At 59.6% G+C, this 25,729-nt stretch carries 22 protein-coding genes; 10 read left to right on the top strand and 12 right to left on the bottom strand.

Features of this window, described 5'->3' with window-relative positions:
* Positions 1-726 precede the first annotated feature (726 nt).
* Entirely contained in the window at positions 727-1,578 is an 852-nt protein-coding gene (gene trmB, locus ACFSYH_RS10700) for a tRNA (guanosine(46)-N7)-methyltransferase TrmB (protein ID WP_377466951.1), read from the top strand.
* Between the two features lie 263 nt (positions 1,579-1,841).
* Here the strand turns inward: trmB and ACFSYH_RS10695 are convergent, their stop codons facing one another.
* The 3 genes from ACFSYH_RS10695 to trxA all read right to left on the bottom strand — a co-directional run bounded on the left by ACFSYH_RS10695 (position 1,842) and on the right by trxA (position 4,945).
* Positions 1,842-2,867: a hypothetical protein gene (locus ACFSYH_RS10695; protein ID WP_377466950.1), complete on the bottom strand. Its 1,026-nt coding sequence runs from the start codon at positions 2,865-2,867 to the stop codon at positions 1,842-1,844.
* Positions 2,868-2,877: 10 nt separating this feature from the next.
* Positions 2,878-4,380: an MATE family efflux transporter gene (locus ACFSYH_RS10690; RefSeq protein WP_377466949.1), complete on the bottom strand. Its 1,503-nt coding sequence runs from the start codon at positions 4,378-4,380 to the stop codon at positions 2,878-2,880.
* Positions 4,381-4,570: 190 nt separating this feature from the next.
* Positions 4,571-4,945 carry a thioredoxin gene (gene trxA, locus ACFSYH_RS10685; RefSeq protein ID WP_377466948.1) on the bottom strand — a complete coding sequence of 125 codons (375 nt, stop codon included), beginning with the start codon at positions 4,943-4,945 and terminating at the stop codon, positions 4,571-4,573.
* 275 nt (positions 4,946-5,220) lie between these two features.
* Between trxA and ACFSYH_RS10680 the strand changes: the two genes are divergently transcribed.
* The gene (locus ACFSYH_RS10680) at positions 5,221-5,790 is read left to right on the top strand and encodes an NUDIX hydrolase family protein (protein WP_377466947.1); all 570 of its coding nucleotides are present in this window, start codon (positions 5,221-5,223) and stop codon (positions 5,788-5,790) included.
* A 45-nt stretch (positions 5,791-5,835) separates the two neighbouring features.
* Here ACFSYH_RS10680 and ACFSYH_RS10675 read toward each other — a convergent pair whose 3' ends face one another.
* Positions 5,836-7,470: an ABC-F family ATP-binding cassette domain-containing protein gene (locus tag ACFSYH_RS10675; protein ID WP_377466946.1), complete on the bottom strand. Its 1,635-nt coding sequence runs from the start codon at positions 7,468-7,470 to the stop codon at positions 5,836-5,838.
* Between the two features lie 56 nt (positions 7,471-7,526).
* Between ACFSYH_RS10675 and ACFSYH_RS10670 the strand changes: the two genes are divergently transcribed.
* Positions 7,527-7,925: a DUF3054 domain-containing protein gene (locus ACFSYH_RS10670; RefSeq protein ID WP_377466945.1), complete on the top strand. Its 399-nt coding sequence runs from the start codon at positions 7,527-7,529 to the stop codon at positions 7,923-7,925.
* On the opposite strand, the gene rdgB is transcribed toward ACFSYH_RS10670, so the two are convergent.
* The 5 genes from rdgB to clpS all read right to left on the bottom strand — a co-directional run bounded on the left by rdgB (position 7,914) and on the right by clpS (position 11,529).
* Positions 7,914-8,534, bottom strand: coding sequence for an RdgB/HAM1 family non-canonical purine NTP pyrophosphatase (gene rdgB, locus ACFSYH_RS10665; RefSeq protein ID WP_377466944.1), 621 nt, complete (start codon positions 8,532-8,534; stop codon positions 7,914-7,916). The two genes, ACFSYH_RS10670 and rdgB, sit on opposite strands and share 12 nt — an antisense overlap.
* A 122-nt stretch (positions 8,535-8,656) precedes the next feature.
* Positions 8,657-9,460, bottom strand: a complete 804-nt coding sequence (locus ACFSYH_RS10660; protein WP_377466943.1) for an MBL fold metallo-hydrolase — start codon at positions 9,458-9,460, stop codon at positions 8,657-8,659.
* Positions 9,457-10,263: a glutamate racemase gene (murI, locus tag ACFSYH_RS10655; RefSeq protein ID WP_377466942.1), complete on the bottom strand. Its 807-nt coding sequence runs from the start codon at positions 10,261-10,263 to the stop codon at positions 9,457-9,459. The genes ACFSYH_RS10660 and murI overlap by 4 nt, the downstream gene beginning before the upstream one ends.
* Positions 10,264-10,342: 79 nt before the next feature.
* Positions 10,343-11,236, bottom strand: a complete 894-nt coding sequence (locus tag ACFSYH_RS10650; RefSeq protein ID WP_377466941.1) for a DUF2017 family protein — start codon at positions 11,234-11,236, stop codon at positions 10,343-10,345.
* Positions 11,236-11,529 carry an ATP-dependent Clp protease adapter ClpS gene (clpS, locus tag ACFSYH_RS10645; RefSeq protein WP_377466940.1) on the bottom strand — a complete coding sequence of 98 codons (294 nt, stop codon included), beginning with the start codon at positions 11,527-11,529 and terminating at the stop codon, positions 11,236-11,238. Before clpS ends, ACFSYH_RS10650 begins: the two co-directional genes overlap by 1 nt.
* Before the next feature lie 192 nt (positions 11,530-11,721).
* On the opposite strand from clpS, the gene ACFSYH_RS10640 reads away from it, so the two are divergent.
* On the top strand, positions 11,722-13,044 hold the full coding sequence (locus ACFSYH_RS10640; RefSeq protein ID WP_377466939.1) for a nicotinate phosphoribosyltransferase: 1,323 nt from the start codon (positions 11,722-11,724) through the stop codon (positions 13,042-13,044).
* Positions 13,045-13,837: 793 nt separating this feature from the next.
* On the opposite strand, the gene ACFSYH_RS10635 is transcribed toward ACFSYH_RS10640, so the two are convergent.
* Entirely contained in the window at positions 13,838-15,652 is a 1,815-nt protein-coding gene (locus tag ACFSYH_RS10635; protein WP_377467187.1) for a DEAD/DEAH box helicase, read from the bottom strand.
* A gap of 71 nt (positions 15,653-15,723) precedes the next feature.
* On the bottom strand, positions 15,724-16,035 hold the full coding sequence (locus tag ACFSYH_RS10630; RefSeq protein ID WP_377467186.1) for a DUF3039 domain-containing protein: 312 nt from the start codon (positions 16,033-16,035) through the stop codon (positions 15,724-15,726).
* 158 nt (positions 16,036-16,193) lie between these two features.
* Here ACFSYH_RS10630 and ACFSYH_RS10625 point away from each other — a divergent pair, with 158 nt between their 5' ends.
* The 3 genes from ACFSYH_RS10625 (at position 16,194) to ACFSYH_RS10615 (ending at position 19,932) form a co-directional block, all read left to right on the top strand.
* Positions 16,194-16,589, top strand: coding sequence for an RNA-binding S4 domain-containing protein (locus tag ACFSYH_RS10625; RefSeq protein ID WP_377466938.1), 396 nt, complete (start codon positions 16,194-16,196; stop codon positions 16,587-16,589).
* Positions 16,590-16,635: 46 nt separating this feature from the next.
* A complete protein-coding gene (locus tag ACFSYH_RS10620; RefSeq protein ID WP_377466937.1) occupies positions 16,636-18,363 on the top strand; it encodes a threonine/serine exporter family protein in 1,728 nt (575 codons plus the stop codon).
* A 252-nt stretch (positions 18,364-18,615) separates the two neighbouring features.
* The gene (locus ACFSYH_RS10615; protein ID WP_377466936.1) at positions 18,616-19,932 is read left to right on the top strand and encodes an MFS transporter; all 1,317 of its coding nucleotides are present in this window, start codon (positions 18,616-18,618) and stop codon (positions 19,930-19,932) included.
* Positions 19,933-20,101: 169 nt separating this feature from the next.
* On the opposite strand, the gene ACFSYH_RS10610 is transcribed toward ACFSYH_RS10615, so the two are convergent.
* Positions 20,102-20,557 (bottom strand): hypothetical protein, encoded by a 456-nt coding sequence (locus ACFSYH_RS10610; protein WP_377466935.1) that lies wholly within the window; start codon positions 20,555-20,557, stop codon positions 20,102-20,104.
* 268 nt (positions 20,558-20,825) lie between these two features.
* Between ACFSYH_RS10610 and ACFSYH_RS10605 the strand changes: the two genes are divergently transcribed.
* The 3 genes from ACFSYH_RS10605 to ACFSYH_RS10595 all read left to right on the top strand — a co-directional run bounded on the left by ACFSYH_RS10605 (position 20,826) and on the right by ACFSYH_RS10595 (position 25,573).
* Positions 20,826-23,231: an excinuclease ABC subunit UvrA gene (locus ACFSYH_RS10605; protein WP_377466934.1), complete on the top strand. Its 2,406-nt coding sequence runs from the start codon at positions 20,826-20,828 to the stop codon at positions 23,229-23,231.
* Positions 23,232-23,430: 199 nt separating this feature from the next.
* Positions 23,431-24,834, top strand: coding sequence for a copper resistance D family protein (locus ACFSYH_RS10600; protein ID WP_377466933.1), 1,404 nt, complete (start codon positions 23,431-23,433; stop codon positions 24,832-24,834).
* A gap of 85 nt (positions 24,835-24,919) precedes the next feature.
* Entirely contained in the window at positions 24,920-25,573 is a 654-nt protein-coding gene (locus tag ACFSYH_RS10595; RefSeq protein WP_377466932.1) for an HAD-IA family hydrolase, read from the top strand.
* Positions 25,574-25,729 lie beyond the last annotated feature (156 nt).

Genomic DNA, 25,729 nt, shown 5'->3' with positions numbered 1-25,729 from the left:
GTGGTCGCCAAAAGCTTCGATAGTCTTCTCAGATGTTGATCGAAGTTGGCGATGACGCCTCATCGTGATTCCTGGTTGCGGAACTGAAATTTTGTGGGACTTTCATGGCTTAATCGCAGTTTAGTTTTCAGTGGCGTGATCGGGCGAGACTACCATTTGAGCCATCCAGAACGTCTAGCGGCGCAAGAAAACAACTAAGAGTTCGGTGCAACCGTTGTGCGCTCTCAAGCGATATCTCGAGATACTGCGCCTCATTGGCAACAACAACCCACGTCTCCCCACTAGTAATATCGAATGTCATCTAACGTGCATCAGACCCCATCTACATTCACAGCGCGTGTGGTTTCGTACCTCAACGCCGTTCCTCCTTAGGACATCGGTCACGGTACGTGACAGGAGACCAACTCTCGTAGCAACTTCGGTTGCAGAAATTCCAAGGGCATACAACTTTACGATCTCATCAACCTCACGTCCGGATAGAAACTTGGTTTTGGGTTCTCGGGCTACCGTCGCCTTTGAGGTTTCACCTTTCGTGCCTGCACTAGATAAGATGGCCATCACACGGCTTAGCCTTTCTGTGTTGCAGGAACTCAGGCGCACCAAGGCGGACCTCACGTGGTGAGGCCCGTTTTTCGTTGCCTGCACGTGGTAACGCCTGCTACCCGATCTGGGATACGGCCCCGCCGCGCTCACTTACACGCATAATCTGATCTCCCAAGGAAACCGATGTCCTCTCAGGAACTTTCACGCGAGAATGAACCCAGCACGGAGCACGACGGCGAGGGTGAGAACCGGCAGTTCCGTGCCCGTATCGTCTCATTCGCGGCACGGTCCACTCGGTTGAAGGGACGCCAGGAGAAGGCGTGGGCCGAGTTGGCGCCGCTGTACATTTTGTCTCCTGAGCGACAGATGTCTAAGACGTCGATTGCTGCCCATGAACGCCTCGACATCGCGAAGGTGTTTGGCCGTGAGGGCGCACGCACGGTTGTGGAGATCGGTTCTGGCCAGGGCGAGTGCGTTGAGCACGCTGCGGTGTCCCACCCGGACACGAACTTCCTGCCCATCGAGGTGTACATGCCTGGGTTGGCGTCGACGTTGCACCGTATCAAGCGCACGGGTGTGGCGAACATCCGCATGATTCAGGGTGATGCCGCAGAGGCGTTGAACCACTATCTTCCCGAGCAGTCAATTGATGAGTTGTGGGTGTTTTTCCCGGACCCGTGGCACAAGTCCCGCCACAACAAGCGCCGCCTGATCCAGCCGGAGTTCCCGCCGAAGGCAGCTCGCGTGCTCAAGCCGGGAGGCACGTGGCGGTTGGCTACGGACTGGGTTGAGTATGCCAAACAGATGGTCGAGGTCATCGATGCCTCTCCCTACTTTGACCGCGTAGAAACTTCCGAGCGTTTCGAGGGCCGTCCACTCACAAGTTTCGAGCGCAAGGGTCTGGCCAAGGGGCGGGTCATCACGGACCTCACATATACCCGCAACGATGTGCCGTTGTCGCAGGAGGATATCGCATCGTTTGAGTTGATCCACCAGGAGGTTGGCTCGACTCCCGATGTTCTCGACGCCGAGTAGCCTGCGGTCTCCCACTGAGAGTGGCTCGCGGGTTCACAGCGCGCTGATTGGCGACGATTCCCTTACACCGCTTTCCGCCTCCCAACCCAGCCGCGCTGGGTTGGGAGGCGGTATGGTTACTGGCCGGATCGTCGGAAATCTGTAAAGGCGCTCCGCGGCACTACTAAGCCAAAAACGGTTGTGCCTATGCATCATTCATGCATAGGCACAACCGTTTTTGACTCAGTGCCGACACCACGGACTTTCCGCAACGCGCCGGGCGGTCAGGTGGAGTTGATGTATCGCAGTTGCCCGTGCAGTTCCCGCACCCGATTCACGCCGAATGCGACTTCTAGCTGACTGTGTACCTGCTCTCCCATCGCGCTGTTTCCGCTCACATAGATCCAGTCGGGTTGGTGTTCGCTCGACGCAAGGTGTTCCGGCACGTGGTCCGTGACCCTCTGTGGGCTGTGCACAACGATAAGTCGATCTAGGTGCCCTGCTGTTTGATGGTCTGCTAGCTCCTCGATAACCCACGGTTCGAGCGCTTTGCTGCCGACTCCCCAGATGAGGCTGATTCCACCTATTCCTGACCGCAATGCCGCGAACACTCCGGCCGCACCAGATCCTGTGGCAACGGCAAGGCCCGAGCCACCGCCCGTAATTCGGTGTGGGTGCGGGAGAACTCTCGCAGTGACATGGTCTCCGGGCTTTGCGTGGGCGAGATAGGACGATGCACGCTTGGGCCAGTCGGAGCGTTGCGTGACAAACAGTGTCACGTCCTGGTTCCGCACACCCGCCACCGTGAAGAAACGCGGAGTGATGCGCAGTCCGTGCGTCGCAGTGAGCGGATCTATGTCTGTACCGCCGCGAGCGTCGACTCCCCCGAGGTCGAGGACGCTGGACAGGATTTCCTGACTGTCAGCCCGGCGTCTAGTCGAGGGACGGTGCGGGATCGGGGTGGTCCAGTACACGCCACCTGCAACGGAGCGTCCAGAGATGTTGTCCGGATGGTTGAGCCAGTCAACGAACAGCATGTCACCGGACGCTACGGGCGCGTGCGTGCGCAGTGTCAACTCGATGATGCTACTGTGTTCGTCCTGAGCAAGCATCCGGCGTCCCAGCACCTCGAAGTCCTGGGGTCTGCGTTTCATAACCTGTCGCACGGATCGCAGATAGTCCTTGAACGCGGCGTCTCGCGTGGTTGCGGCTCTTCCTGGCCGGTGCACCATTCCCCAGCGCACAGCATCCTCGATATGAGAGAACAGTGCACGTGAGGTGGTCACATCGGCGACGAGTCGTCTAGTCACGTTCGGAGCCTCAAGTTGTGAGGTCTGTTGGGAGGGCGGCTGGGTTCTCGTCCACCGGTGCCCCGGCAGCCACCTGTACGGAGTCCTCTCCGATCTCAGCGGAGACGGGCTCGATTGAGCGCCACGCACCACTGATAAGGCGGGCGACCAGGAGCACCGCCTTGACCGCCTCGGCGATGACGAGTGCCCAGAAGATTCCCGCAACTCCGAGTTCGAGCGTGGAAACGAACAGGTAGGACAGCGGGAGCAACACGATCACGCTTGAGGCTATGGACATGGCCATCGGCACGACCACGTCTCCGGCCGAGCGTAATGCGCCGTACACCACCGCAACCACAGCGGATAGCGGCAATAGCAGGATACTGATCGCGAGAGCCACGCGCGCCTGTTCGAGCACATTCGCGTTCACGCCAAAGATCGAGAGCGCCCCCTCGGCGAAGAACCACAGGACGGCGGCCAGGGCTGCCGAGGCAACCGCTGTTCCCGCTGCGGTACGCAGGGTCTGGCGTAGTGCTCGGCCAAGCGAACGTTCTCCGACGTCCCAGCCCACGATCGTTTCGTTGGCTTGCGAGAGGGCGAGGATGACACCCGTGATGATCGCGGTGAGGGTGAGCGCGTAACTGCGCGCATTCACGGAGTCAACACCGAGGATGTTGATGAGCGAGACACCGAACACGATGACGAGGTTGTAGGTTCCGTTTTCCAGAACGGTTGGGAACGATAGCTTTGCCATAGTCCACGACATGCGCCTGTTCTCGGAGCGCTCGTGGGTCCTCTCCTGCTCCAGTTGCTCTTGGGTTCGAAAGCCTCCGCCATCGGCGACAGGCAGGTCGGTGGCTGTTCCACGGTTGCGACCGAACAGAGTGGCTCCCGTGCCCTTACGGACCATGTAGGCAAGAATCAGCACACCGACGCCTCGAACCAATAGGGTTGGCAGCGCCGCACCGACAGCGTCGAGTTCGAGTACAAACAGGAACACTGCAAGTAGCACAACATCGAGGATGTTGACCACGATACCGAGTACAAGCAGTGCAACCGTGCGACCATAGGCTCGTAGCACGGCTGATGCGGCAACGATATAGGCGTTGAAGGTAAGGCCGAAAGCAACGACCCACAGGTAGGCGCGAGCCTGGGTGTATATCTCGGGTGGCGTGTTGATCGCGGTGAGTAGCGGAGAGGCGCCCACGAGAATGATGAGTGCCATCGCAAGGCCCAGAATCGTGCTCGCCCTAAGTGCCGTCGAGGCTGCCTTACGGGCGCTTGCATGCTTGCCTGCACCGAGCAGTTGGCTCACGACAACAAGTGCACCGAGGCTGAACAGCACCGAGATGTCATAGGTGACGCCGAGCAACTGGTTTGCGGATGCCACCGCAGCATTGAGATCAGGTGAGGCCTGCGACAACAGCACGACGTTGCCGAGTGTGGCCAACAGGGTCAAAACCGTCAGGACAAGGAGCGGCCAACTCAGTCGGAGCAGGCCTTTTCGTTGGAACGCTACTGTTTCGCGGGACATATCATCACTCTCTAAGGTTTACCTAACCTAAAGAGTGTAAGTCCCGTGCGGGTTGACACTAAACTCTTGTCTCACAAAACCCACACGTACGACCAGTCCTCGCATCGATATGGTGATTTTCCGGGATTAGGGTGGTTCTTCTTGGTGGACGAACCCGGAAAATCACCATGTCGACATGAAAGTTTCCCCGCTACTGCTGTTCGTTGGCCTCGTGCTCGGCGATCTGCTGACGGACCTCGTCCATGTCGAGAGCCTTCACAGCGTCAACGACCTGCTGGAGTTGGGGTGCCGGAAGCGCGCCGGCTTGAGAGAACACGAGAATTCCCTCGCGGAAGGCCATGAGCGTGGGGATCGAGGTGATCTGCGCGGCAGCGGCAAGACCCTGTTCCGCCTCGGTGTCCACTTTGCCGTGGTAGACGTCAGCGTTGGATTCGGACGACTTCTCGAATACGGGTGCGAAGCCGCGGCAGGGACCGCACCATTCTGCCCAGAAGTCCACGAGCACGATGTCGTTGTTGCTGATGACCTCAGCGAAGCCTTGTTCGGTCAGTTCGTGGGTTGCCACGTTTTCCTCCATTGTGTTTGGCGCTCGAGATCACTCACGTTCTAGAAATAGTTACGGACTTAAGTAGTACAGCGAGGCGTAAGAATTTCGCGGGGCGAACACCTACCGCAGCGCAACGGATGTAAGTTCGTAACTAACGAGCACAGATTAACTGCTTATATACGACACTATCCAGATCGGTTCTATTCCGTCGCGGGCTGTGACGTAGTTCGGCTGTACGCGAACCTTGAGCCATCCAGAGGCGTGCGCGAGGGTTTTCGCGATACAACGGACAGGTGACGAACACAGCTGATTTCCCTGAAGACGACTTTCCCGCCGATCTGACCACTCCTGCGGGGTGGATGTCTGCCGAGGAGATCGCGGCCGCGCGCGGCCAACTCCCAATCGTGTATGTGGATGCCGTACCGGTACGGGTCGATGATTCCGGCGATGTTGTCGCCGTCGGACTGCTGCTTCGCGCAACTGCATCGGGCACGATCACGCGCGCACTGGTCTCGGGCAGGGTGCTTTACCACGAGCGAATTAGGGATGCGCTGCTTCGGCACATCGAAAAGGATCTCGGTCCGATGGCGTTCCCGATCATCCCGGCTTCGCCGCAACCGTTCACGATTGCCGAGTACCTCCCCACGCCGGGTATTACCTCATACTTTGATCCGCGCCAGCACGCAGTGTCCCTTGCCTACGTCGTGCCTGTTCGCGGAGATTGCCAGCCGCAGGCCAACGCCCTGGATCTTGCGTGGGTGACCCCGGAGGAGGCGGTGAGTCCTGCATTCTTGGCTGAGATGGAGGGTGGGCAGGATGTGCTGTTGCGCCAGGCTCTCGCGCACGTTGGACGTCTTCCCTAGTCGATGTTCGAGGTCCAGAATCTGCGGGCGGTAAACCCGTCAGCTTCAGAGTTCCAGGTGCTGCCAGTCGCTCAGGTCGTCACGCATACGTCGATCGTGGGTGGCCACAACCACGGCCGCCGAGGTTTTCTTGAGCGCTTCCGTCAGGTCATCCACGAGGTCGATGGACAGGTGGTTGGTTGGCTCATCGAGCAGTAGTACGTGCGGTGCTGCGAGTAGGGCGCAGGCAAGTTCGAAACGTTTACGCTGACCAACCGAGATTTCACGGACGGGGCGGTCGAGCACTTCCTCACTCAGCAACCCGAGGAAGGCAACGGGAACGACGTTCTCCGGGTCCAAGCGCTGCTCGGCAAGGAGTTTGAGCGCGAGGCGGCCATAGGCGTCGAAGCATGTGGGGTTGTCGTCTTGCGCAAGGTCCGCCAGAATCTCGCTCTCTTGGGTAACGACTCCGACTCGGGCGTCTTCGAGGGCTGTGCGATACCCACGACTCGGCGCTGCTTGACCCGCGAGCACGCGCATGAGCGTGGATTTTCCCGTGCCGTTGGCTCCCGTGATGAGCAGCCGTGAGGCGGGTGCGAGGGTCAACCGCTGACCCGGCAGGTCGAGCAGCGTATCCTCACCATCCGTGACCTTGATATTGCGCGCATCAATCACCGGAGCTGCCGGGTCCCATCCGGGGTTCATGGCAGGGAGGTCCGGAAAGTTCAGCACGGGTGGAGGCGGTGGAATCTCCACCGCCTCTGCTTTGAGCTTTTCGACGAGTCGGTCAGCCGCCTTCACATGGATGCGTGCCCGGGTGCCTCGGCGGTGTTTCTGCGATCCTTTGGGAGGACGCCACTCGTCTGACAGGCCCTCGTAGGAGCGATCGAGCCGATGCTCGAGTTGCAACGCACGTTTGCGCTCCGCTTTGTAACGCTGGTTCCATCGCCGCCAGTCCTCGTTCTTGGCAAATCGATAGGACAGGTATCCAGGCTGGCCGTAGAGTTTGGGCGTTCCATCCATTGACGGATCGAGGTCGAGGATCGCAGTGGCCACATCGTCAAGGAGCATGCGGTCGTGGGTGACCACGATGATCGCTCCATGCCAGCCCAGCATGACATCGGTCAAATAGTTGATGGCTTTTTCGTCGAGGTGGTTGGTGGGCTCATCAAGTAGAAGGATGTCGCGCCGTTCCACGAGTACGCAGGCGAGGCGCACCCTAAATCTCTCACCGACTGAGAGCGCACGCAACGGACGACTCAGATCGCGGTGCGCCCCAAGCCGGGTGAGGGCTTCATCTACTCGTCGATCCGCATCCCAGGCCTGTAGGAGTTCAAGTTTTGCTAGGATGCCGGTGAGCTCGGCGAGGTTTCCGTGCTCGTGATCAAAGCCTTCCGCTGCTTCGCTCAACTGGGTGGCTGCCGCACGCAGACTCGACAGGGACTGTCCTACGAGGTCACCAATCGTCTCGTCGCCGTCGAAGGTGAGTTCTTGGGCTACGTAGGAGATGGAACCCTGATGGCGGATCGTGCCGTTTTGGGGTGATAGTTCCCCGGCGAGGAGCCGCAGGAGTGTGGTCTTTCCGCTGCCGTTCTCGCCTACGAGTGCGAGCCTGTCGCCCTGGGAGACCCGAACGTTCACCCCTGAGAGAACGGGACGTGCGGGATAACCGAATTCGAGGTCTTGAGCGATGACGTGCATTTTTTCAATGTTAGTTGATCATGGCACGGGAGCCACGTTGTTATAGGCTGGTCCCCGTGAAGAAAACGTTGCTGTGGGCGCTTATCGATGTTGTTTTGATCCTGCTGTTTGCGTTTCAGGGTAGTTCTGCACACGACTCGGACAACACCATCGTTGGCGTGCTCGATACAGCATGGCCGTTCTTAATCGGACTGGCCGTGGGTTGGCTCATCACCCGTCAATGGATGAACACCACCGGTGGTCTTCCCATTGCGTTCCAGATCTGGCCTGCGGCAATCATGCTTTCGCTTGTCACGTGGGCTATCGGCTTGGCCCTGCGAGCGGCCACCGGAGACACCAATTCCGGTGGATTCCCACTGGTATCGCTCGGTTTCATCCTGCTGATGTTTGTGGGATGGCGGGTTGTCTGGGGCTCGACCGTGCGTATCCGAGTTGCCAACGTATCAGACAAATAGCGCTTTGATGTGAGGGGCGAGCAGCCGGAACGCATTTCCGCGGTGGCTGATCGCATTCTTTTCCTCCGCGCTCAACTGTGCGCAAGAGCGTTCCTCGCCAATGGGTTGGAGAATCGGGTCGTACCCAAACCCGCCCTCTCCCCGAGGTTCGAACAGTAGACGACCCTCCAACGAGCCAAGTTCAACATGTTCCTGACCATCGGGGGTCACCAGGGCAGCCGCACACACGAAGCGAGCTGCACGGTGTTGTGGTGCGATGTCGGAGAGTTGGGCAAGAAGGAGTTCAAGGTTTGCCCGGTCATTGCCGTGCGTACCAGCCCAGCGTGCCGAGAAGATTCCAGGTGCTCCCCCCAGTACGTCCACCGCAAGGCCTGAGTCGTCTGCAATAGCCACGAGGCCCGTCGCCTGTGCGAGAGCGCGGGCCTTGATAAGTGCGTTTTCAGCGAACGTTACGCCGTCCTCTTTCGGTTCGGGAACGCCGAACGATGCCGCCCCAACGATCTGGTCACCGTTTAGCGGCAGTCCTACCTCCGGTGCAAGGAGAATAGCCCGTAGTTCGCCAACCTTGTGTTCGTTGTGGGTGGCGAGGACAAGACGTGGTTCGGCCATGAGCGGACTCCAAAGATTATTGGGTGACTGTTACGGACAAGGTAGTGCAGTGGAACGTAGGGGCCTCGCGGAGCAGACCCCTACCGGAGCGTAACGAACGGAAGTTCGTAACAAACAGGTGTTTACACGGTGTAGACCGTACCGGCTTTGGCGACTTCGAGGCGTCCAGGGAATTCCTCTTTGGCCTCAAAGTAGGTCATGAGTTCGTCGTTCCACGGTGGAATGTGCGTGAGCACGAGCCACTTCGCGTTTTCCTCCCGAGCGATGATTCCCGCCCGACGACCCGTCAGGTGCATCGCGGGGATGTCGTCATCGCGTCCTTCAATGAACGCGGCCTCGCTGAGAAAAAGATCAGCGTCCCGTGCGATGGCCCGCACACCGGGGCATTCATCGGTGTCGCCGGAGTATCCGATGGTCACGCGTTTGGACGGGTCAGCCTCTGATGGCCCGGTGACGCGGAATCCATAGGCTTCAATCGGGTGATTGACCTCGAATGCCTCGATCTCGAAAGGGCCGATGGTGGCGGACTGGCCACAGCGAATCTCGACGTGTTTGAACTGCTGTTCCATCGATTCGCCCTCATCGAGCCCGTATGCGTGCGCGAATCGCTCGGAAGCGCCACTCGGGGCGAAGCTCGGGATAGGCTCACGGTCAATGTACTGACTGCCCTTGAGCGGGTGGTACTTGTAGTACACGTAGTAGCCGCTCAGATCTGAACAGTGATCGGGGTGCAGATGCGAGATCATCAGGCAGTCGACCTCGAACGGGTCAACATACTTTTGCAAGGCACCGAAGGCACCGGAGCCAAGGTCCATGACAATGGACCACACCCGTCCGTCACTGTCTGCCGCCTGAACGAGGTAGCTGGAGGCAGGTGACTGCGGGCCGCAGTATGACCCGGACATCCCAACGACGGTGAGCTTCATCCGAGTTTCTCCACTGACTTGACCACTGGGCCGAGGAACCGGTGCGCAAGAGTCTCAAAGCTGGTTGCGTCTCCCGTGGCGCGGAACCGATGCGCTGGCGCGTCTGCTTCGGGGTCTCGCTCAAGTCCCTGTTCCACGAGCGTGCGGTACACGGTCTTGGCGGTCTCCTCCGAACTGGACACGAGGGTGACGTCCTCCCCCATGACGTAGGAGATCACACCTGACAGGAGGGGATAGTGAGTGCAGCCGAGTACGAGCGTGTCCACGCCGGCCTGCTGCAACGGCACAAAGTAGTCGCGGGCAGCATCCAGAACCCTCGGTCCGGTAGTGATCCCGGCTTCCACCAGTTCTACGAAGTCGGGGCAGGCAACTGAAGTGAGTTCGATCTCGGAGGCGATGGCGAAAGCATCGTCGTACGCGCGTGAGTCGACCGTGGCACGGGTGGCGATAACGCCCACCTGTCCGCTCTGGGTGACACGCGCGGCGGTCCTCGCTGCCGGAAGGATCACCTCAACGACTGGGATCCCCCGCTTAACGGTGTAGCGTTCACGTGCATCACGCAGAACGGCTGCGGATGCGGAGTTGCACGCGATCACGAGCATTTTGACGCCTTCGTCAACAAGCTCATCCATGATCTCCAGCGCGAAGGAACGCACCGCTGCAAGAGGTTTGGGGCCGTATGGACCGTTTGCGGTATCTCCGATGTACGAGATCGACTCATGTGGGAGTTGATCCAGGATTGCTCGCGCGACCGTGAGGCCCCCTACGCCCGAGTCGAAGATTCCTATCGGTGAGTTGTTCACACTTCAAAAGATTAGTCGCTCCCACCGACATACGAGAGGTGCACGGGGCGTGGGAGTTACCACAGTGATAGACGCCACATCAGGGGTTACGGCGTCGTTGACGCAAGGTTTCGAGCATGCAACCGGTCAACGACTCCTGTAGATACCCCGCGAGTTCGAACAGTATGCCCATGACGTACACCCGCTCATCGCTCTGCCCAAGCGAGGATGTGTCTCCGTCCGCAGCGCGCAACTGCTCACTCAGCGTCACCACGCGGTCGTACAGTTCTTGAGCATCTCGATCCGAGTGCAGCCCCAACCGCTCACCGAGCACGAGCCGGATATCGCCGAGTGCGCTTGCGACCGGTTCCGCCTCGTCCTCCTCCACCAAGAATTCCAGGTGTTCGTCATCGACACTCGATGGCGTCACGTCCGTCAAACGATCCGACAGTAAGAGAAGCCGCGAGACCTTCTGCTCCCGCAGTTCGAAATCCGTATACCTACGGAATTCCGCAGCCACCTCGGGGTCCAATGAGGCGTCTGGAAGCAGCCGCCTGATAGCGGGATCGGTTGGCGGTAGCGGGTCCTCGTCGTCGAGGCCGCTCAGCGCGGCCTCCAACTGCTCCACGAGTCGCGGGTCGTCTGGCGCTTCGATCTCCCAGGGTGCCCCGGGAACGCCATGCATTCCAGGAACGTTTTGCGCACCGGGAGCTGGAATCGCTGCACCCAACTCAGCCGGATCGTCGTCAATCCGCCGTGGGGTCTCGGACGGCCCACGCAAACCACGCTGCGTAAGTCCTTTCGGTGTACGGCCCTTCAAGGGCCGCTGCGCTGCCTGCTCCTCAAAGCGCTCTGGCGCTCCTGGGTCATCGTCCTGCCCGAGCAGTTCGAGGATGTCCGCGATCGCCCGAACGAGAAACAGCCGTTCCCCGGTGGTCAGATATGCGGCATAGGAGCCATCGCCGTACTCGGTAGCCTGAAAAGGAAACGCCATCACAAACCGTTCTTCTGCATCGTGGCCCAGAGCCCATACCCATGCATCGCCTGCACGTCGAGTTCCACCTTCTCGCGGGTGCCCGTGGACACGAGCGCTCTACCCTCGTTGTGGACCTGGAGCATGAGCGCCTTCGCTCGCGCCTGCGAAAACCCGAAGTAACTCTCGAACACGTAGGCAACATAGCTCATCAGGTTCACCGGGTCGTTCCACACGATGGTCACCCAGGGGTCGGCAGGGCTCAGGAACTCGTCCTGCTCGATCTCGTTGTCATGTACTGGTTGGGCGCTCATGTCTCCCATGGTAGTTCGACCAAGCAGTTTTGCGCGGGTTCTTCGACCCCTGCGCGTTACGACTCCGCCCGCACATCAGTTTTCACGAGACACCCTCGCTGAGTGGCATACCGCCACTCAACTGGCCGCTCGAGCCCAGTATGCCGATGGTCTGGAACCACACGAGTTCCTTGCGTGCATTACCGTGTGAGTATGGGAACAGCACTGCTGACAGACAAGTACGAGTTCACTATGCTCCAGGCCGCGCTTCGCGACGGCACCGCGGACCGGAAGTGCGTGTTTGAACTGTTCACACGCCGCCTACCTGCGGGCAGACGATACGGCGTTGTGGCGGGCACGGGCCGGTTCTTGGAGGAACTGACCTCATACCGGTTCGAGGAAGAGGACCTTGAGTATCTTCGCGCTGAGGGCGTCCTAGATGAGCGCACCCTCGACTACCTGGCAGACTACCGGTTCACGGGCGATATTCGCGGTTATGCAGAGGGGGAGATCTATTTCCCCCATTCACCGCTCATGGTTGTTGAGTCCACTTTCGCGCAGGGTGTCCTGTTGGAAACTCTTGCACTGTCGATTCTGAACTATGACTCAGCCGTTGCTTCAGCGGCATCTCGCATGACCACTGCGGCGGGTTCGCGGCCGTGCCTTGACATGGGTGCCCGTCGTGCACATGAGCAGGCTGCAGTGTCAGCGGCTAGGGCTGCTGTGATCGCCGGGTTTGCGGGAACATCCAACTACGAGGCGGCGCGCCGCCACGGACTGAAGGCGATTGGTACAGCTGCCCACGCCTGGACCCTCCTGCATGACAGCGAAGAGGAGGCCTTCAGATCGCAGGTGGATTCGCTCGGCGTATCAACCACCCTGCTTGTGGACACCTATGACGTTACGCAGGGTGTTGAAACTGCGATCAAGGTTGCGGGTCCCGAACTCGGCGCGGTGCGCCTCGACTCCGGTGACCTGGGAGTTCAGGCTGCCGAGGTCCGTAAGCAGTTGGATTCCCTGGGAGCGACCAACACGAAGATCACGGTCACCTCTGACCTTGATGAACATGCCATTGCAGCGCTGGCCTCAGCACCCGTTGACTCCTATGGCGTGGGCACACGTTTGGTGACGGGTTCGGGTGAGCCCACGTCCTCGATGGTGTACAAGCTCGTGCTTCGCGAAAATACTCAGGGCGTCATGGAGCCAGTTCAGAAGGCATCGACCGCAAAGGCGAGCGTTGGCGGCACAAAGTCTGCGGTCCGTGAGCTGAATTCGCACGGACGCGCCGCATCCGAGATGGTTTTGGTGGGTTCGGATGCGGCTCGCGAGACTTTCGTGGGGTCGGCGCAGTCTGTGCGACCTCTGCATGTTCCACTTGTGACGGCTGGCGTTGTCCACGAAGAGTGGCTTGGTGGTGAGGGTCTCTCACGTGCTATTACGCGGCATCGCACGTCGCGCGACGAACTACCCCGCAACGCTCTGCGTCTGTCTGTTGGCGATCCGGCTATCCCAACGGTGACCCGCTCACTCGACTAGCCTCTGGTTAAGGGAGAGCAGTTCTACGGAACTGCTCTCCCTTTTTGTTGCCGTGTTGCGCCGACACATGATCTTTTTCCCGATTACCGACGATATGGGCACCTACCAGCGGCAACATAAGTTCTGCTTGATTCAGATCTCGCTACGTTCTCTCCGAGGTGTGTCGTCACTTCGCCAGTGGTACGAGCCGCAGGTTCCTGTTGGCTCTCACACTCAGGTTGATTGTGAGCGTCCTTGCCGTTGCAGACCTGCAATCCGTGTCTAGGATCGTTCAACAAATCAACACGTTCCGCTAAACAGGTGGCTCAGCCCAGATAGTCCAGGCTACAGATGGGATTGACACGAGACCGTGTGAGGTTCTGGATGATCACCTCAGCATTTGGGCCGCTGGTGTTCTAAGTAAAGGTGCCAGTCAGCGGCTTCTGCCCCTACCTGATGACGGGATCGGTGACGGCGCTGACCAGAGAAAAGCATCTGTTCGTGTACTTCAAGGAACGCTGAGCCAGGCAGACAGAGGATGCTGTGACAGTTCGTATGGTGATTTTCCGGGATTAGGGCGGTTTTTCTTGGGTCTTGGTACCGGAAAATCACCATGTTGTTCTGTATCTGATAGGCATACGGCCATATTGCCGACGATCCGGCAAGAACCCTGCGCCCTCACGACCCAGCCTGGCGGGTGGGGCCAGCCTGAGGTTTCGTCGGACATCAAAAGAGCCAGGGTGGTTTCCCAGAATGTTCTGGGAAACCACCCCAGTATCTAAGCCCTGGCATCTAGGTTGTCGGAGCGCGTCCGTTACTTCTTGCCGACGAACCAGCCACGAACCGTCGCAACGCGCTTCTCAAGCTGTTCAAGAGACGCCTGAGGCACCTCGGGACCGCCAGAACGCTTGCGTAGTTCGGTATGCACCACGCCGTGTGGTTGCCCCGACCGGCGTGCCCACGCGTTAACCAGTTGCTGCAGTTCCTTGCGCAGGCTCGCGGCACGGCGGTGATCGAACTCAGACCGCTCCGCCTCAGCAGCCCGAGCCTTGCCGGACCGACTCGACAGGTGCTCATGCTGGTGTTGCCGCAACAGCGTGGAAACTTGGTCGGCGTCCAACAGGCCCGGAAGCCCGAGGAAGTCCAATTCCTCCTGTGAACCGACATCAGCTCCGGCACCGAACTCGCCACCGTCAAACAAAACCTTGTCAAAGGATGCGTGTGCCTCAAGCATCTCGAACGAGCCTTCGAGGTCGTTCGACGCCTTTTCCTCCCGGTTGGCAGCAGCCATGAGCGCTTCTTCGGGATCGTACAGCGGCGACTCTTCCTCGGTTTTCGGCCGATCAAGCGCGTGGTCGCGTTCCTCCTCCATCGAGTTCGCGAGAGCGAGTAGCGGAGCCACCGAGGGCAGGAAGATCGAGGCTGTTTCCCCACGCTTACGAGCACGGACGTAACGCCCGACAGCCTGCGCAAAGAACAGCGGAGTTTGCGTACTCGTGGCATACACACCCACAGCTAGGCGCGGAACATCCACTCCCTCTGACACCATTCGGACCGCAACCATCCAGCGGCGCGACTTATCGTCCGAGAACTCCTCGATCCGTTTGCCCGCACCCGTGTCATCCGAGAGAACAACAGTTGGAGATTCCCCGGTGATCCGCGACAGGTGTCCAGCATAGGCACGGGCATCCGCCTGATCGGAAGCAATAACTAGACCACCGGCATCAGGGATCGCCCGGCGCACCTCCGTCAGACGCTTGTCAGCCGCAGCAAGAACAGACTTGATCCACTCCCCCTGCGGGTCCAACGCGGTACGCCATGCCTGGGAGGTCATGTCCTTGGTCATCGCTTCACCAAGGCTCGCAGCGATCTCATCGCCTGCCTTGGTACGCCACCTCATCTGCCCCGCATACGACATGAAGATGACAGGGCGGACAACGTGATCCCGCAATGCCTGACCGTAACCATAGGTGTAGTCCGCAACCGAACGGCGAATCCCATCCGGCCCCTTCTCATACGGCACAAACGGGATCGGTGCAGTGTCCGAGCGGAACGGAGTACCCGTCAAACACAACCTGCGCGTAGCGCTATCGAAGGCAACGTGCAGCGCCTCACCCCACGACAAAGCGTCACCACCGTGGTGCACCTCATCGAGGATCACGAGAGTGCGGGCGTTCTCAGTGCGGTTGGCGTGCAACTGGGGATTAGCGGCAACCTGGGCATAGGTGAGGGCAACGCCATCGTAATGATCGGCGAGACGCCCCTGACCATTCGCATAGTTCGAGTCCAGCCGAATACCAACACGCGCCGCAGAATCGGCCCACTGATGCTTCAAATGCTCAGTCGGCGCAACAACGGTGATCTTCCGGATGACGCGAGCATCCAGCAGTTCAGTGGCCAGACGCAGAGCGAATGTCGTCTTACCAGCGCCAGGCGTAGCCACGGCAAGGAAGTCTCGCGGGTTCTTCTCCCGGTAGATGTCCAAAGCCTCCTGCTGCCACTTGCGCAGTTTGGACGCAGCACCCCACGGAGCACGCTTGGGGAAGGTGGGCGAAAGGTTCTCAGCCGCAGCGACGGAAGCTGCGCGGGGTCGCCTCGACGCGCTGGCGAGCGTGTCACCAGCGTGCAAACCACGATTGTCTTGTGCGTCGAGTTCGGCGGGGTCTAGCTGTGATGCTGAAAAGAGATCCAGCTCAGGATTCACTTGCCGTCGCCGCCAGAGTCTGGGTTATTGTCCTGGGGGTCACGCAGACCGTCATAGATTTCCTTGCAGATTGGGCACACAGGGAACTTGTTCGGGTCACGGCCAGGAACCCACACCTTGCCGCACAACGCAATAACCGGCGCACCGCTCAGCGCGGATTCCATAATCCGTTCCTTACGCACATAGTGCGCAAAACGCTCGTGATCACCAGGCTCAACCTGCTCAGTGGTTTCGGTACGTTCCAACAACCCAGTTGACGTACTTGTACCACCGTGCGAAGGGTCATCTGCGAATGGGTCCGGCGGCATCGAACCCTGTGGGGAAGCCGCGCGACCGGTCGAACTCACGTCACTTTGAAAAGCACCAAAAAAGGTCATGCAGAAAATCTTACGTCCCTCATCAGACACTCGCGTCGTCTGCCCACGAACTTCCGATCTTTTTCACACCATCCACGTAGGCTTAAAGCATGGAGAACCCACCCACAACCCCCGCTCAGCGCACCAGACTCGATGTGTGGGTATGGTCTGTGAGACTCGCCAAAACCCGTGCGGTCGCGGCAACAGGATGCAAAAACGGGCACATCCGCCTCAACAATGAGAAGGTCAAACCATCAACCCACGTCAAAGTCGGGGACACAGTCCGCGTGTATTCCGAAGCCGGCGAAAAGATCGTGGAAGTGACCAGACTCATCAACAAACGTGTTGGCGCACCAATCGCCGTCACGTGCTATATCGACCACACACCTCCGCCGCCACCGAAGGAAGAACGAGTCATCGTGGCGCAACGAGAACGTGGCTCCGGACGTCCCACCAAACGTGAACGCCGCGATCTTGATCGACTCCGCGGCCGTTCCAGTTCCTAACGAGTTAAGTTTCCAAGTTTCAAGTTCTCAATCAGGCGAGGTACCAGTGGCAGACAAACAGTCGGAAGATGGCCAAAACGCCCCCGCACAGGGGCCTGCCACGCCCGCAACCGCCAACCACTCCGATCCAAGGCAGGAGGAATGGGGCACCGCAGACGCGGTCATTCGTCCTAGTGATCCGGAAGCCGCCTACCTGCGGACCATCAGCACGCCCGCGAGCGCACCCGACTGGGCAGAGTCTTCGAGTGCACCAGCCTCCTCGCGCACCCGTAAGACAAAACCGGTATCAGAAGCCACAGCCCCTGAGTCTGCACAACAGTCCGCCCCGCACATGGACAACTCGACTCAGGCAACCACCCAACACGACCAGGCGGACAAAAACGCCGTATCGTCGTCAAGCAACGAAATCCCGCAGGCCATCCCACCGCAGACAGAGGTGAAAAAACCACGCATCCCAGATGTCGTGGTGGTGGGACCGCAGTCAATACTGCGCAATCCCCTGCAATCGCTCAAGGGAATGCTGTTCAAGGAACAGACACAGTCGGTTCCAATCTCGCACACACAGGACAAGATTGACCGCATCCTATCCATGATGCGGCTGCTTGGCATAGCGATGCTCAAGTCCAGTCACGCGACCCCGGACGTACGGGACACGATGCTTGAGATTGCACGCGCTTACAACATGCCGCCCGTGCGGGTGGTGACCCTGCCAACCCTCATCGCAATTCAGATCGAGGGAACCGATAGGCGCGCAGAAATCGGTGCGCTTGAGGGGCAGGCCTTCCGCCTCGACCAGTCGGCCCAGATCGACGCACTTGTGGATCGGGCGCGGCGCGGCGTCATCGAACCCGACGATGCGCTCGCGCAGATCGAACGGGTCATGAACTCGACCTCACGGTTCAACCCGTTCGTTCAATTGGTCGGGCAGATTCTCATGACACTTGCCATCGGGCTGCTCATCAACCCGGTGTGGCCTGCCATTCCGGCGTACCTGATTCTCGGGTTGATCGTAGGCGTGCTCACGCTTATAGGGCGAAGATTCTCAACCATGTCCATTGCGATGCCCGTTATCTGTGCGGCTGTGGTGACGATCGTGGCCTCGACATTCCTGGTCGATTTGACCCATGAGGTTCCGATCCGTCTGATAGCCCCTGCGCTGGTGCCCTTCCTTCCCGGAGGCACCCTTGCTCTCGCGGCGATGGAACTTACCCGCGACGAGGTGATCTCCGGGTCATCACGTCTGATTTACGGACTGTCGCAGTTGCTGCTGCTCGCGTTCGGCGTGGTGATCGGCATGGCCATTGTGCCGGATACCACCACAACCAATGAGGTGGTGCTCAATTCGATTGGGCCGTGGACGCCGCTGCTCGGCATTGCGCTCTTGGCGCTCGGGTACGTGTTTGCCCGTTCTGCGCCTGAGGGATCGTACCTGTGGCTTGTGGTCGCACTCGCTCTCACATATGGTGCGCAGCGGCTCGGCATGCTGATCGTGCCGCCCGAGTTTTCCGGTTTCTTTGGTGCGCTCGTGGTGGTTCCACTCGCGCGGTTCCTCTCGAAGTTCCGTACCGCCCCCTCTGCAACCGTCACGCAACTCGTGTCCTTCTGGATTTTGGTGCCTGGGTCGATCGGATTCATCTCGTTCACCGAGGCCGCTACCGGTTCGACCCAAACCATCACGAGTTTTGTCACGACAGGTATCTCACTGTTCGCAATCGCGCTGGGTATCATCGTGGGATCTGGGCTGTTGGGGACAAGAGAACGTAGCGGAGGGTAGGGATGTCGCGCAGCAGATCCCTACCGAAGCGAAGTAGACGCAGTTCCCAGCCAAACAACACCGCTGGGGACAAGGGAACGCAGCGGTTAGCTGGCGGAGTTGCCCGGTGAGAGGTCCCCGTTCCCTACGGGTGAAACGGCACCTACCCAAAAACTGACGTAACCACCCATCTTTTATCGCTGGTTTCGTCGGTTTTTGGGTCGGTAGTGGACCCTGACGCAAGGACACGCCCATGTGAACTAATGTAAACGCGTGACTATCTCTGCCCAGCAATACCGCGATTTTGTCCCGCATCAAAAACGTGTCCTGAAGGTTTTGTCCGCTGCTCAGATCTTTTCTGGGATCGCCAGCGGCGCTGTTATCTCGGTTGGTGCGCTGCTTGCGGTCAGGTTGTCAGGCTCGGAGTCCTGGGGCGGGTCTGTGACAACCGTCATGACTCTTGGCGCGGCGGTTGCGGCGCTACCTCTTGCTCGTCTTGCGGCTCGGTCCGGCAGGCGGGTTGCCCTGTGCTCCGGGATCGTGATCGCTCTCGTTGGTGTCGTTGCGATGATTCTTGCCGGAGTCACCTCACAGTTTTGGGTTCTGCTGCTTGGGGGCGCGCTGATCGGTGTGGGTTCTGCTGTCAACCTACAGGCGAGGTTCTCCGCAACCGACCTTGCGCCGCCGGATCGTAAGGCCCGCGATCTCTCACTGGTCGTGTGGACCACAACCGTTGGCTCCGTGGCGGGGCCGAACCTGTTGGGTGTTGGCGAGGCCATCGGTAGTGCGCTTGGGTTGCCGCAGTACACGGGCATCTTCGTTATCGCTGGTGGCGGGATGATGGCGGCGGCACTCATCTTGTTCTTCGGGCTGCGCCCAGACCCGGCGCTACTGCTGGCTCAGGCGGCGGCACGGAACGCCGGTGAGGTTCAGGACTCCGCCGACATTCCTGCGCGGGTCGTGACTGTCCCGCGTAAACCGTCGCTGCGTGAGTCCTTCGGCGTGTTGCACAACAATCGGGCCGCGCAGGTGGGACTTGTGGCGATTGTGCTGGGGCATGCAATCATGGTGGCGATCATGTCGATGACATCCGTGCACATGGACCATCACGGTGCGTCGATCAACCTGATTGGGCTGACCATTTCTCTACACGTGGTGGGCATGTACGCGTTTTCACCGGTTGTGGGTATGGTGACGGACCGATTTGGCGCGACTCGCACGATGATCGTGGGAGCGTTGATCCTCTTGGCATCGACCGCGTTTGCCGGTCTGGGCAGCGAAAACCATGCTCTCGTCACGGTCGGTCTGATCTTGCTCGGTCTTGGTTGGTCGTTCGCAACGATCGCTGGGGCTGCCCACGTGTCTGGCAGTGTTGGGCCGGATGACCGGCTTGCCGTTCAAGGCGCAAGCGACACCCTCATGAGCCTTGCGGGTGCTGGCGGTGGCTTGCTCGCAGGCGTGTCTGTTGCGGCAGTTGGCTATCCCGGCCTGAATGCGGGCGGCGCCGTGTTGTCGGTGCTCTTGATCGTCTGCGTTGTCGCACTTGGGACAAGGGAACGCAGCGGAGAGCCCCCACCGCGAACACGGTAGCCCGGTAAAGTAGACGCAGTTCCCAGCCATACAAACTGCTGGAGACAAGGGAACTCGCCCTTCCGACTCGTCGCCAATCGAGCGGGATTGCCGCCACCCACCCGAGAATCCGACGAGACCACCGCTCATTCAACGGTGGTCTCGTCGGAAAATGGGTGCGTGATGGACTCTAGTCGATCTTCACCAGTTCCAGGGCCGCGAACTTTGGCTTTTCCAGCAGGTGCGCGAGCTGGCCGCGCGGACCGGTGACGATGAGCTTGCGCCCCTCCTCGATACGAATCTTCCAGGGGTTGCTGCCATCTAGATCCGTGAACTCGGCGTCCGCACTGTTGGGGGCGTAGTCGCAGACCCAGTCGATTTCGCGGGTGGTCAGCGCGCCGATAGCGACGTCTGCCGTGGTGCCGCGCATCTCTGCGTCGACGTTTTCGGGTATGCCCTGTTTGGCGGTTTCAGGGTCGATATGCAGGGACAGCCACTCAATCGCGTGCTCATCGCAGATGTCACGCAGTGCGTCCGAGATTTTCCGCGCCGTCATGGCATCAGATGCTTCGAATACCAGTTCGTAGGTGTCGTGTCCGGCTTCGGTTCCGCCGAAAAACTCACGCACCTTGTTCTTGAAACTCACGGGAGTCCTCTCGTAGGTGTCTGATGAGCCTACCCACTTCGTAGCGCTGTGGCCAGTACATTTCTCGCCTAGTGGACGTATCCGCAGTTAAGTGCGGTGTGGGTGGGATCGGGTGGGTGTTTCTGTGTCGTCTTTGGGTTTTGAGGCGGGTGTCGGTGGGTGCACTTACACTTAGATTCTGACTTTCCGGCATCCCGCACCCCGCTTTGGCGGCGCTGGTCTCGGTCAGTCGCTCCCCCAAGCCCGCGCACAATTCCAGGAGAGTGTCATGGCCGTTTCGGCGCACCTGTCCGAGCATGCTTCCGCCGCCAACGTTCTGCCCGCCGATGCCCACGATGTCATTCGTGTTCGCGGCGCCAACGAGAACAATCTCAGGGACATCTCCCTCGATATCCCCAAACGCCGGCTGACGGTGTTCACAGGCGTGTCGGGATCAGGTAAATCTTCACTCGTGTTTGGCACTATCGCCGCGGAATCGCAGCGCATGATCAACGAGACCTATTCGGCGTTCGTGCAGGGTTTCATGCCGTCGATGGCGCGTCCCGAGGTTGACCATCTGGAGAATCTGACCACGGCGATCATCGTGGATCAGGAACGGATGGGCGCGAACAACCGTTCAACCGTGGGTACTGCTACGGACGCAAATGCGATGCTGCGGACGCTGTTCTCTCGTCTCGGTGACCCGCACGTGGGTGCGCCGAACGCGTATTCGTTCAATGTTCCGTCCGTGAAGGCTTCTGGTGCGATCACGATCGAGCGCGGTAACAAGAAGGCGGTCAAGGCCACGTTCAATCAGTTGGGTGGCATGTGCCCTCGATGCGAGGGCATCGGACAGGTCACAGACATCAACTTGAATGAGCTTTTCGACGAGTCCCTGAGTTTGTCGCAGGGCGCCATTACGATCCCGGGCTACACGGCAGACGGCTGGTACGTGAAGCTCTTCACTGAGTCTGGGTTCGTGCCCGGCGATGTTCCCATCAAGGATTTCACGGCTAGACAACGGGAAGACTTCCTGTACAGGGAGCCCACCAAGGTCAAGATGGGTGGGGCGAACATGACATATGAGGGCCTGGTGTCCAAGATCCAGAAATCCCTACTGTCGAAGGATAAGGATGCGCTCCAGCCGCACATTCGCGCGTTTGTGGACCGTGCGGTCGTGTTCCAGACGTGCCCGGATTGCGACGGAACCCGCCTTGCCGCTCATGCCCGTGAGTCGAAGATCGCTGGAATCTCGATTGCCGACGCCTGCACGATGCAGATCAGCGATCTGGCACAGTGGGTGAAGGAACTTGATGAGCCCTCTGTCGCGCCGCTGCTGGCCAATCTGAGCGACCTGCTCGACTCATTCGTGTCGATCGGTCTGGGTTATCTCTCACTGGACCGTCCCGCGGGAACGCTCTCTGGTGGTGAGGCGCAGCGCACGAAGATGGTCCGCCACCTCGGTTCGGCGCTGACCGACGTGACGTATGTGTTCGACGAGCCGACCGCTGGCCTGCACCCGCACGACATTGAGCGCATGAACGAGTTGCTTCTCAGACTGCGCGACAAGGGCAACACCGTCCTTGTGGTGGAGCACAAGCCCGAGGTCATTGCAATTGCGGATCACGTGGTCGACCTTGGACCACGCGCAGGTTCCGCCGGTGGGCAGATCATGTATGAGGGCACGTACGACGGTTTGAAAGAGTCGGACACGCTGACCGGACGCCACCTTGAGGACCGCGCTTCGGTCAAGGATTCCGTACGTACGCCTTCTGGCGCACTTGAGATTCGTGGGGCCACCGCCAACAACCTCAAAGATGTGTCCGTCGATGTGCCGCTTGGCGTGCTCGTTGCGGTCACGGGTGTCGCTGGGTCCGGTAAGAGTTCGCTCATCCATTCCTCAGTGCCTTCTCCTGGACCAGATGGGCGCGAGGTCATCCATGTGGATCAGTCCCCCATCAAGGGATCACGGCGTTCCAACCCTGCGACCTACACGGGTTTGCTGGAGCCTATTCGCAAGGCCTTCGCCAAGGCCAACGGTGTAAAGCCAGCCCTGTTCAGCGCGAACTCGGAGGGCGCCTGCCCAACCTGTAGCGGCGCCGGGGTCACCTACATGGAGCTCGGATTCATGAACTCCGTGTCCTCCGTGTGCGAGACCTGTGAGGGTCGCCGATTCCAAGACGAGGTGTTGGAGTTCCAGTTTGGCGGCAAGAACATCTACGAGGTTCTGACCTTGCCGATCTCCGAGGCACACGAGTTCTTCCTCACTGGCGACGCCAAACTTCCCGCTGCCGCGAAGTTACTTGGACATCTGGTGGATGTTGGCCTCGGCTACGTCACTCTGGGCCAACCGCTCACAACGCTGTCTGGTGGTGAGCGTCAACGCCTGAAGCTCGCAACTCACATGTCGGATAAGGGCGGCACCTACGTTCTCGATGAACCGACCACCGGCCTGCACCTCGCCGATGTCGAGCAACTGCTCGGCTTACTGGACCGCCTCGTTGACTCAGGCAAGTCCGTCATCGTGATCGAACACCACCAGGCGGTCATGGCTCATGCCGACTGGATCATCGATATTGGTCCGGGCGCCGGTCACGATGGTGGACAGGTCGTGTTCGAGGGGACGCCTGCTGACCTCGTGGCGGCCAAGGCCACCACCACGGGACAACACCTGGCACAGTACGTAGGAGTCTAGTCTCGTTGTTCCACAGGTTTTACAGTGGCTCAACCTTCCGTGCCAGCCAGCACGGAGAGGTTGGGCCACCAGATGTATGTGGACAGGGTAAGCGGAGTCGCAGCTTGTACCGCTGTTCGGTTGTTTCTCCCCATTGCGGGCATTCGTAGCGGTCCAGCACACTTACCAGAGCCTTCGCCCCCGCACAAAGATGTGAGCCATGTTCCACGTAGTCATCCCCACCGCAACCACGGTCACAACTCTCACAGGGTTACAGTATGTGGGGTTGCTCGTTGCGGTGGGCGCGCTCATCTTCACAGCGGCTGTTCTTCCCGCTCAAGACGCTTCCACCATCGCCCACCGTCCGTTCATGCTCATCGCCGTCACGGGCAGCGCGCTCGCGGTGCTCGCCACAATCCTGCTCATCCCGGTCACAGCACTTCAGATCGCGCAGGAGCCGCTCAACGCCATATTTCGGCCCGCCCTATGGCAGCCACTCATGATAGATGCCCATGTCGCTGTCTTGCTCGTGATCACGGCTGGTCTGGCAAGTGCGCTACTCACGCAGGCGAACTTCTCGTCAGGAGGCTCGGGAAACACATTGTGGCTTCGCGTGCTTGTGAGTCTCCTTGCACTCGCTGCGCTCATCGGCCCGATCCTGACCGGGCACACGCAATCCATGAAACCGGCCTGGCTCATGCAGGTGTCTGACTTCGTACATCTTGCTGCTGGAGCGTTCTGGCTCGGTGGGGTGATCTGTTTGGGCGTGTTCATGCGCCACGCTCAGTCGATGTCCCACGATGTGCTTGCCCGTGTAGTGTCCCGGTTCTCAAGTTTGGCGTCCGTCAGTGTTCTCGCGCTCACGGTTTCTGGGGTTGTGATGGCCGTGATCATCTCCGATTCATGGGCCTCGCTGACCGCAACGGACTTCGGAACGACGCTGGGAGCGAAACTGCTTCTCGTGACCGCAGTACTCGTGTTCGCAGTATGGAACAAGTTCCGACTGGTGCCGGCACTGAATTCCACAACACCCCTTGCCTGTGCTCAGGGGGCCAGTCTCAGTAAGCCGAACAACACGGAACTTCTGTTCCGGCGAACAATCATGTGGGAGGCCGTACTTCTTCTTGCCGTCGGACTTGTCTCCGGGATTCTCACCCACACCAATCCTCACTCAGCTACCCCACCACCTGCGGCTTCGATGGAACCCACCCAAGAACCAGCCACCAGCCCAACGGTGCCGGAACGGGACCTGAACGAATCGTCGCCAATCAGCACACCGCAAGCACCGGTCGAAATGATGGTTGAAGAAGGCGGACTACACGTACACGGGTACCTCGACCTGGGTACGACCGGGGTAAACACCTATAAGTACGAGATCTTTACCGGCGGCGCCTTCTCCATCTACGAGAACGTGGAGTTCGAGATTTTCGCTCCAGGAACTGCCCCCGATAACACCGCCAACCCTGTCACACGAGTTGTTCCACGGGTTGATGGGGAGACAGAGTATTCCTACGCGGACTTCAACTTCACCGAGCCGGGCGATTGGCGCGTTGACGTGCTCGTTCCAATCACGACAGAACGCACCACCCGCTTAAGCATGTGGGCACGAATTCCCCAATCCTAGTGCCGCCGCCACACCACGTTGCGTGGTCTCAACCAAGGTGAAGATACCCTAGATCTCGGATTCACATTCACGAGGAAGGACCATCATGGATTTCGAGCGTCAGTTCGCGGGCGTGCTACTCGATATGGATGGGACCCTCGTGGACTCCACAGCGGTGGTGAATCAGATACTCGGTGAGTTTGCCGCCGATCACGGACTCGATCTGGAGACCGTCTTGGCCCGCACACACGGGCTCCAGACTGTGGACCAGATCAGGTTGTTCCTTCCTCACGCATCCGCCGACGAGGTCGCCCGAATCGAGGCCGATATGGATCTCAAGGAGCACACCCGAACCGAGGGAATCGTCGAGGTGCCCGGTGCCCGCAGGTTCCTCAAACGTCTGACCGATCTTGGCGTGCCCTGGGCAGTTGTCACAAGCGCAAGTCGCGAGGTCGCATCAATCAGGCTCAAGGCAGCAGGCATTGGGGTGCCGCCCATCATGGTCAGCGCAGATGAATGTTCTGATGGCAAGCCCGCCGCCACTCCATACCTGATGGGGGTTTCCCTGCTTGGCCTCTCGGCCACCGACTGTATCGCGTTTGAGGACGCCGAGGCAGGGCTCATCTCTGCGCTGGCCTCGGGCGCAACGACCGTCGTGGTTGGCAACCACTCCTCCCCACTCGCTGATCCCCTGCCACGTATTACGTCCTACGCTGAACTCAATCTGAGCCTCTCACCCAGTGGGCTGGTGGTGTCCTGACCCTTGTGGTCAGTTGTGCTCCATTGACAGAAGGATACTTTCTGCAAGAATGAATAGGACCAACCCCAACCAAGGGTCCGGTCCCACCAATTCTCAGCGGACAACCCGCACGAAGTTCCCAAAGACACACTCGCCTACAACGTCGTATGCACGGGT

Origin of the sequence: Populibacterium corticicola (assembly GCF_042683685.1) — a bacterium.
GTDB lineage: Bacteria > Actinomycetota > Actinomycetes > Actinomycetales > Cellulomonadaceae > Timonella > Timonella corticicola.
This window is presented reverse-complemented; position numbering and strand designations above follow the sequence as displayed.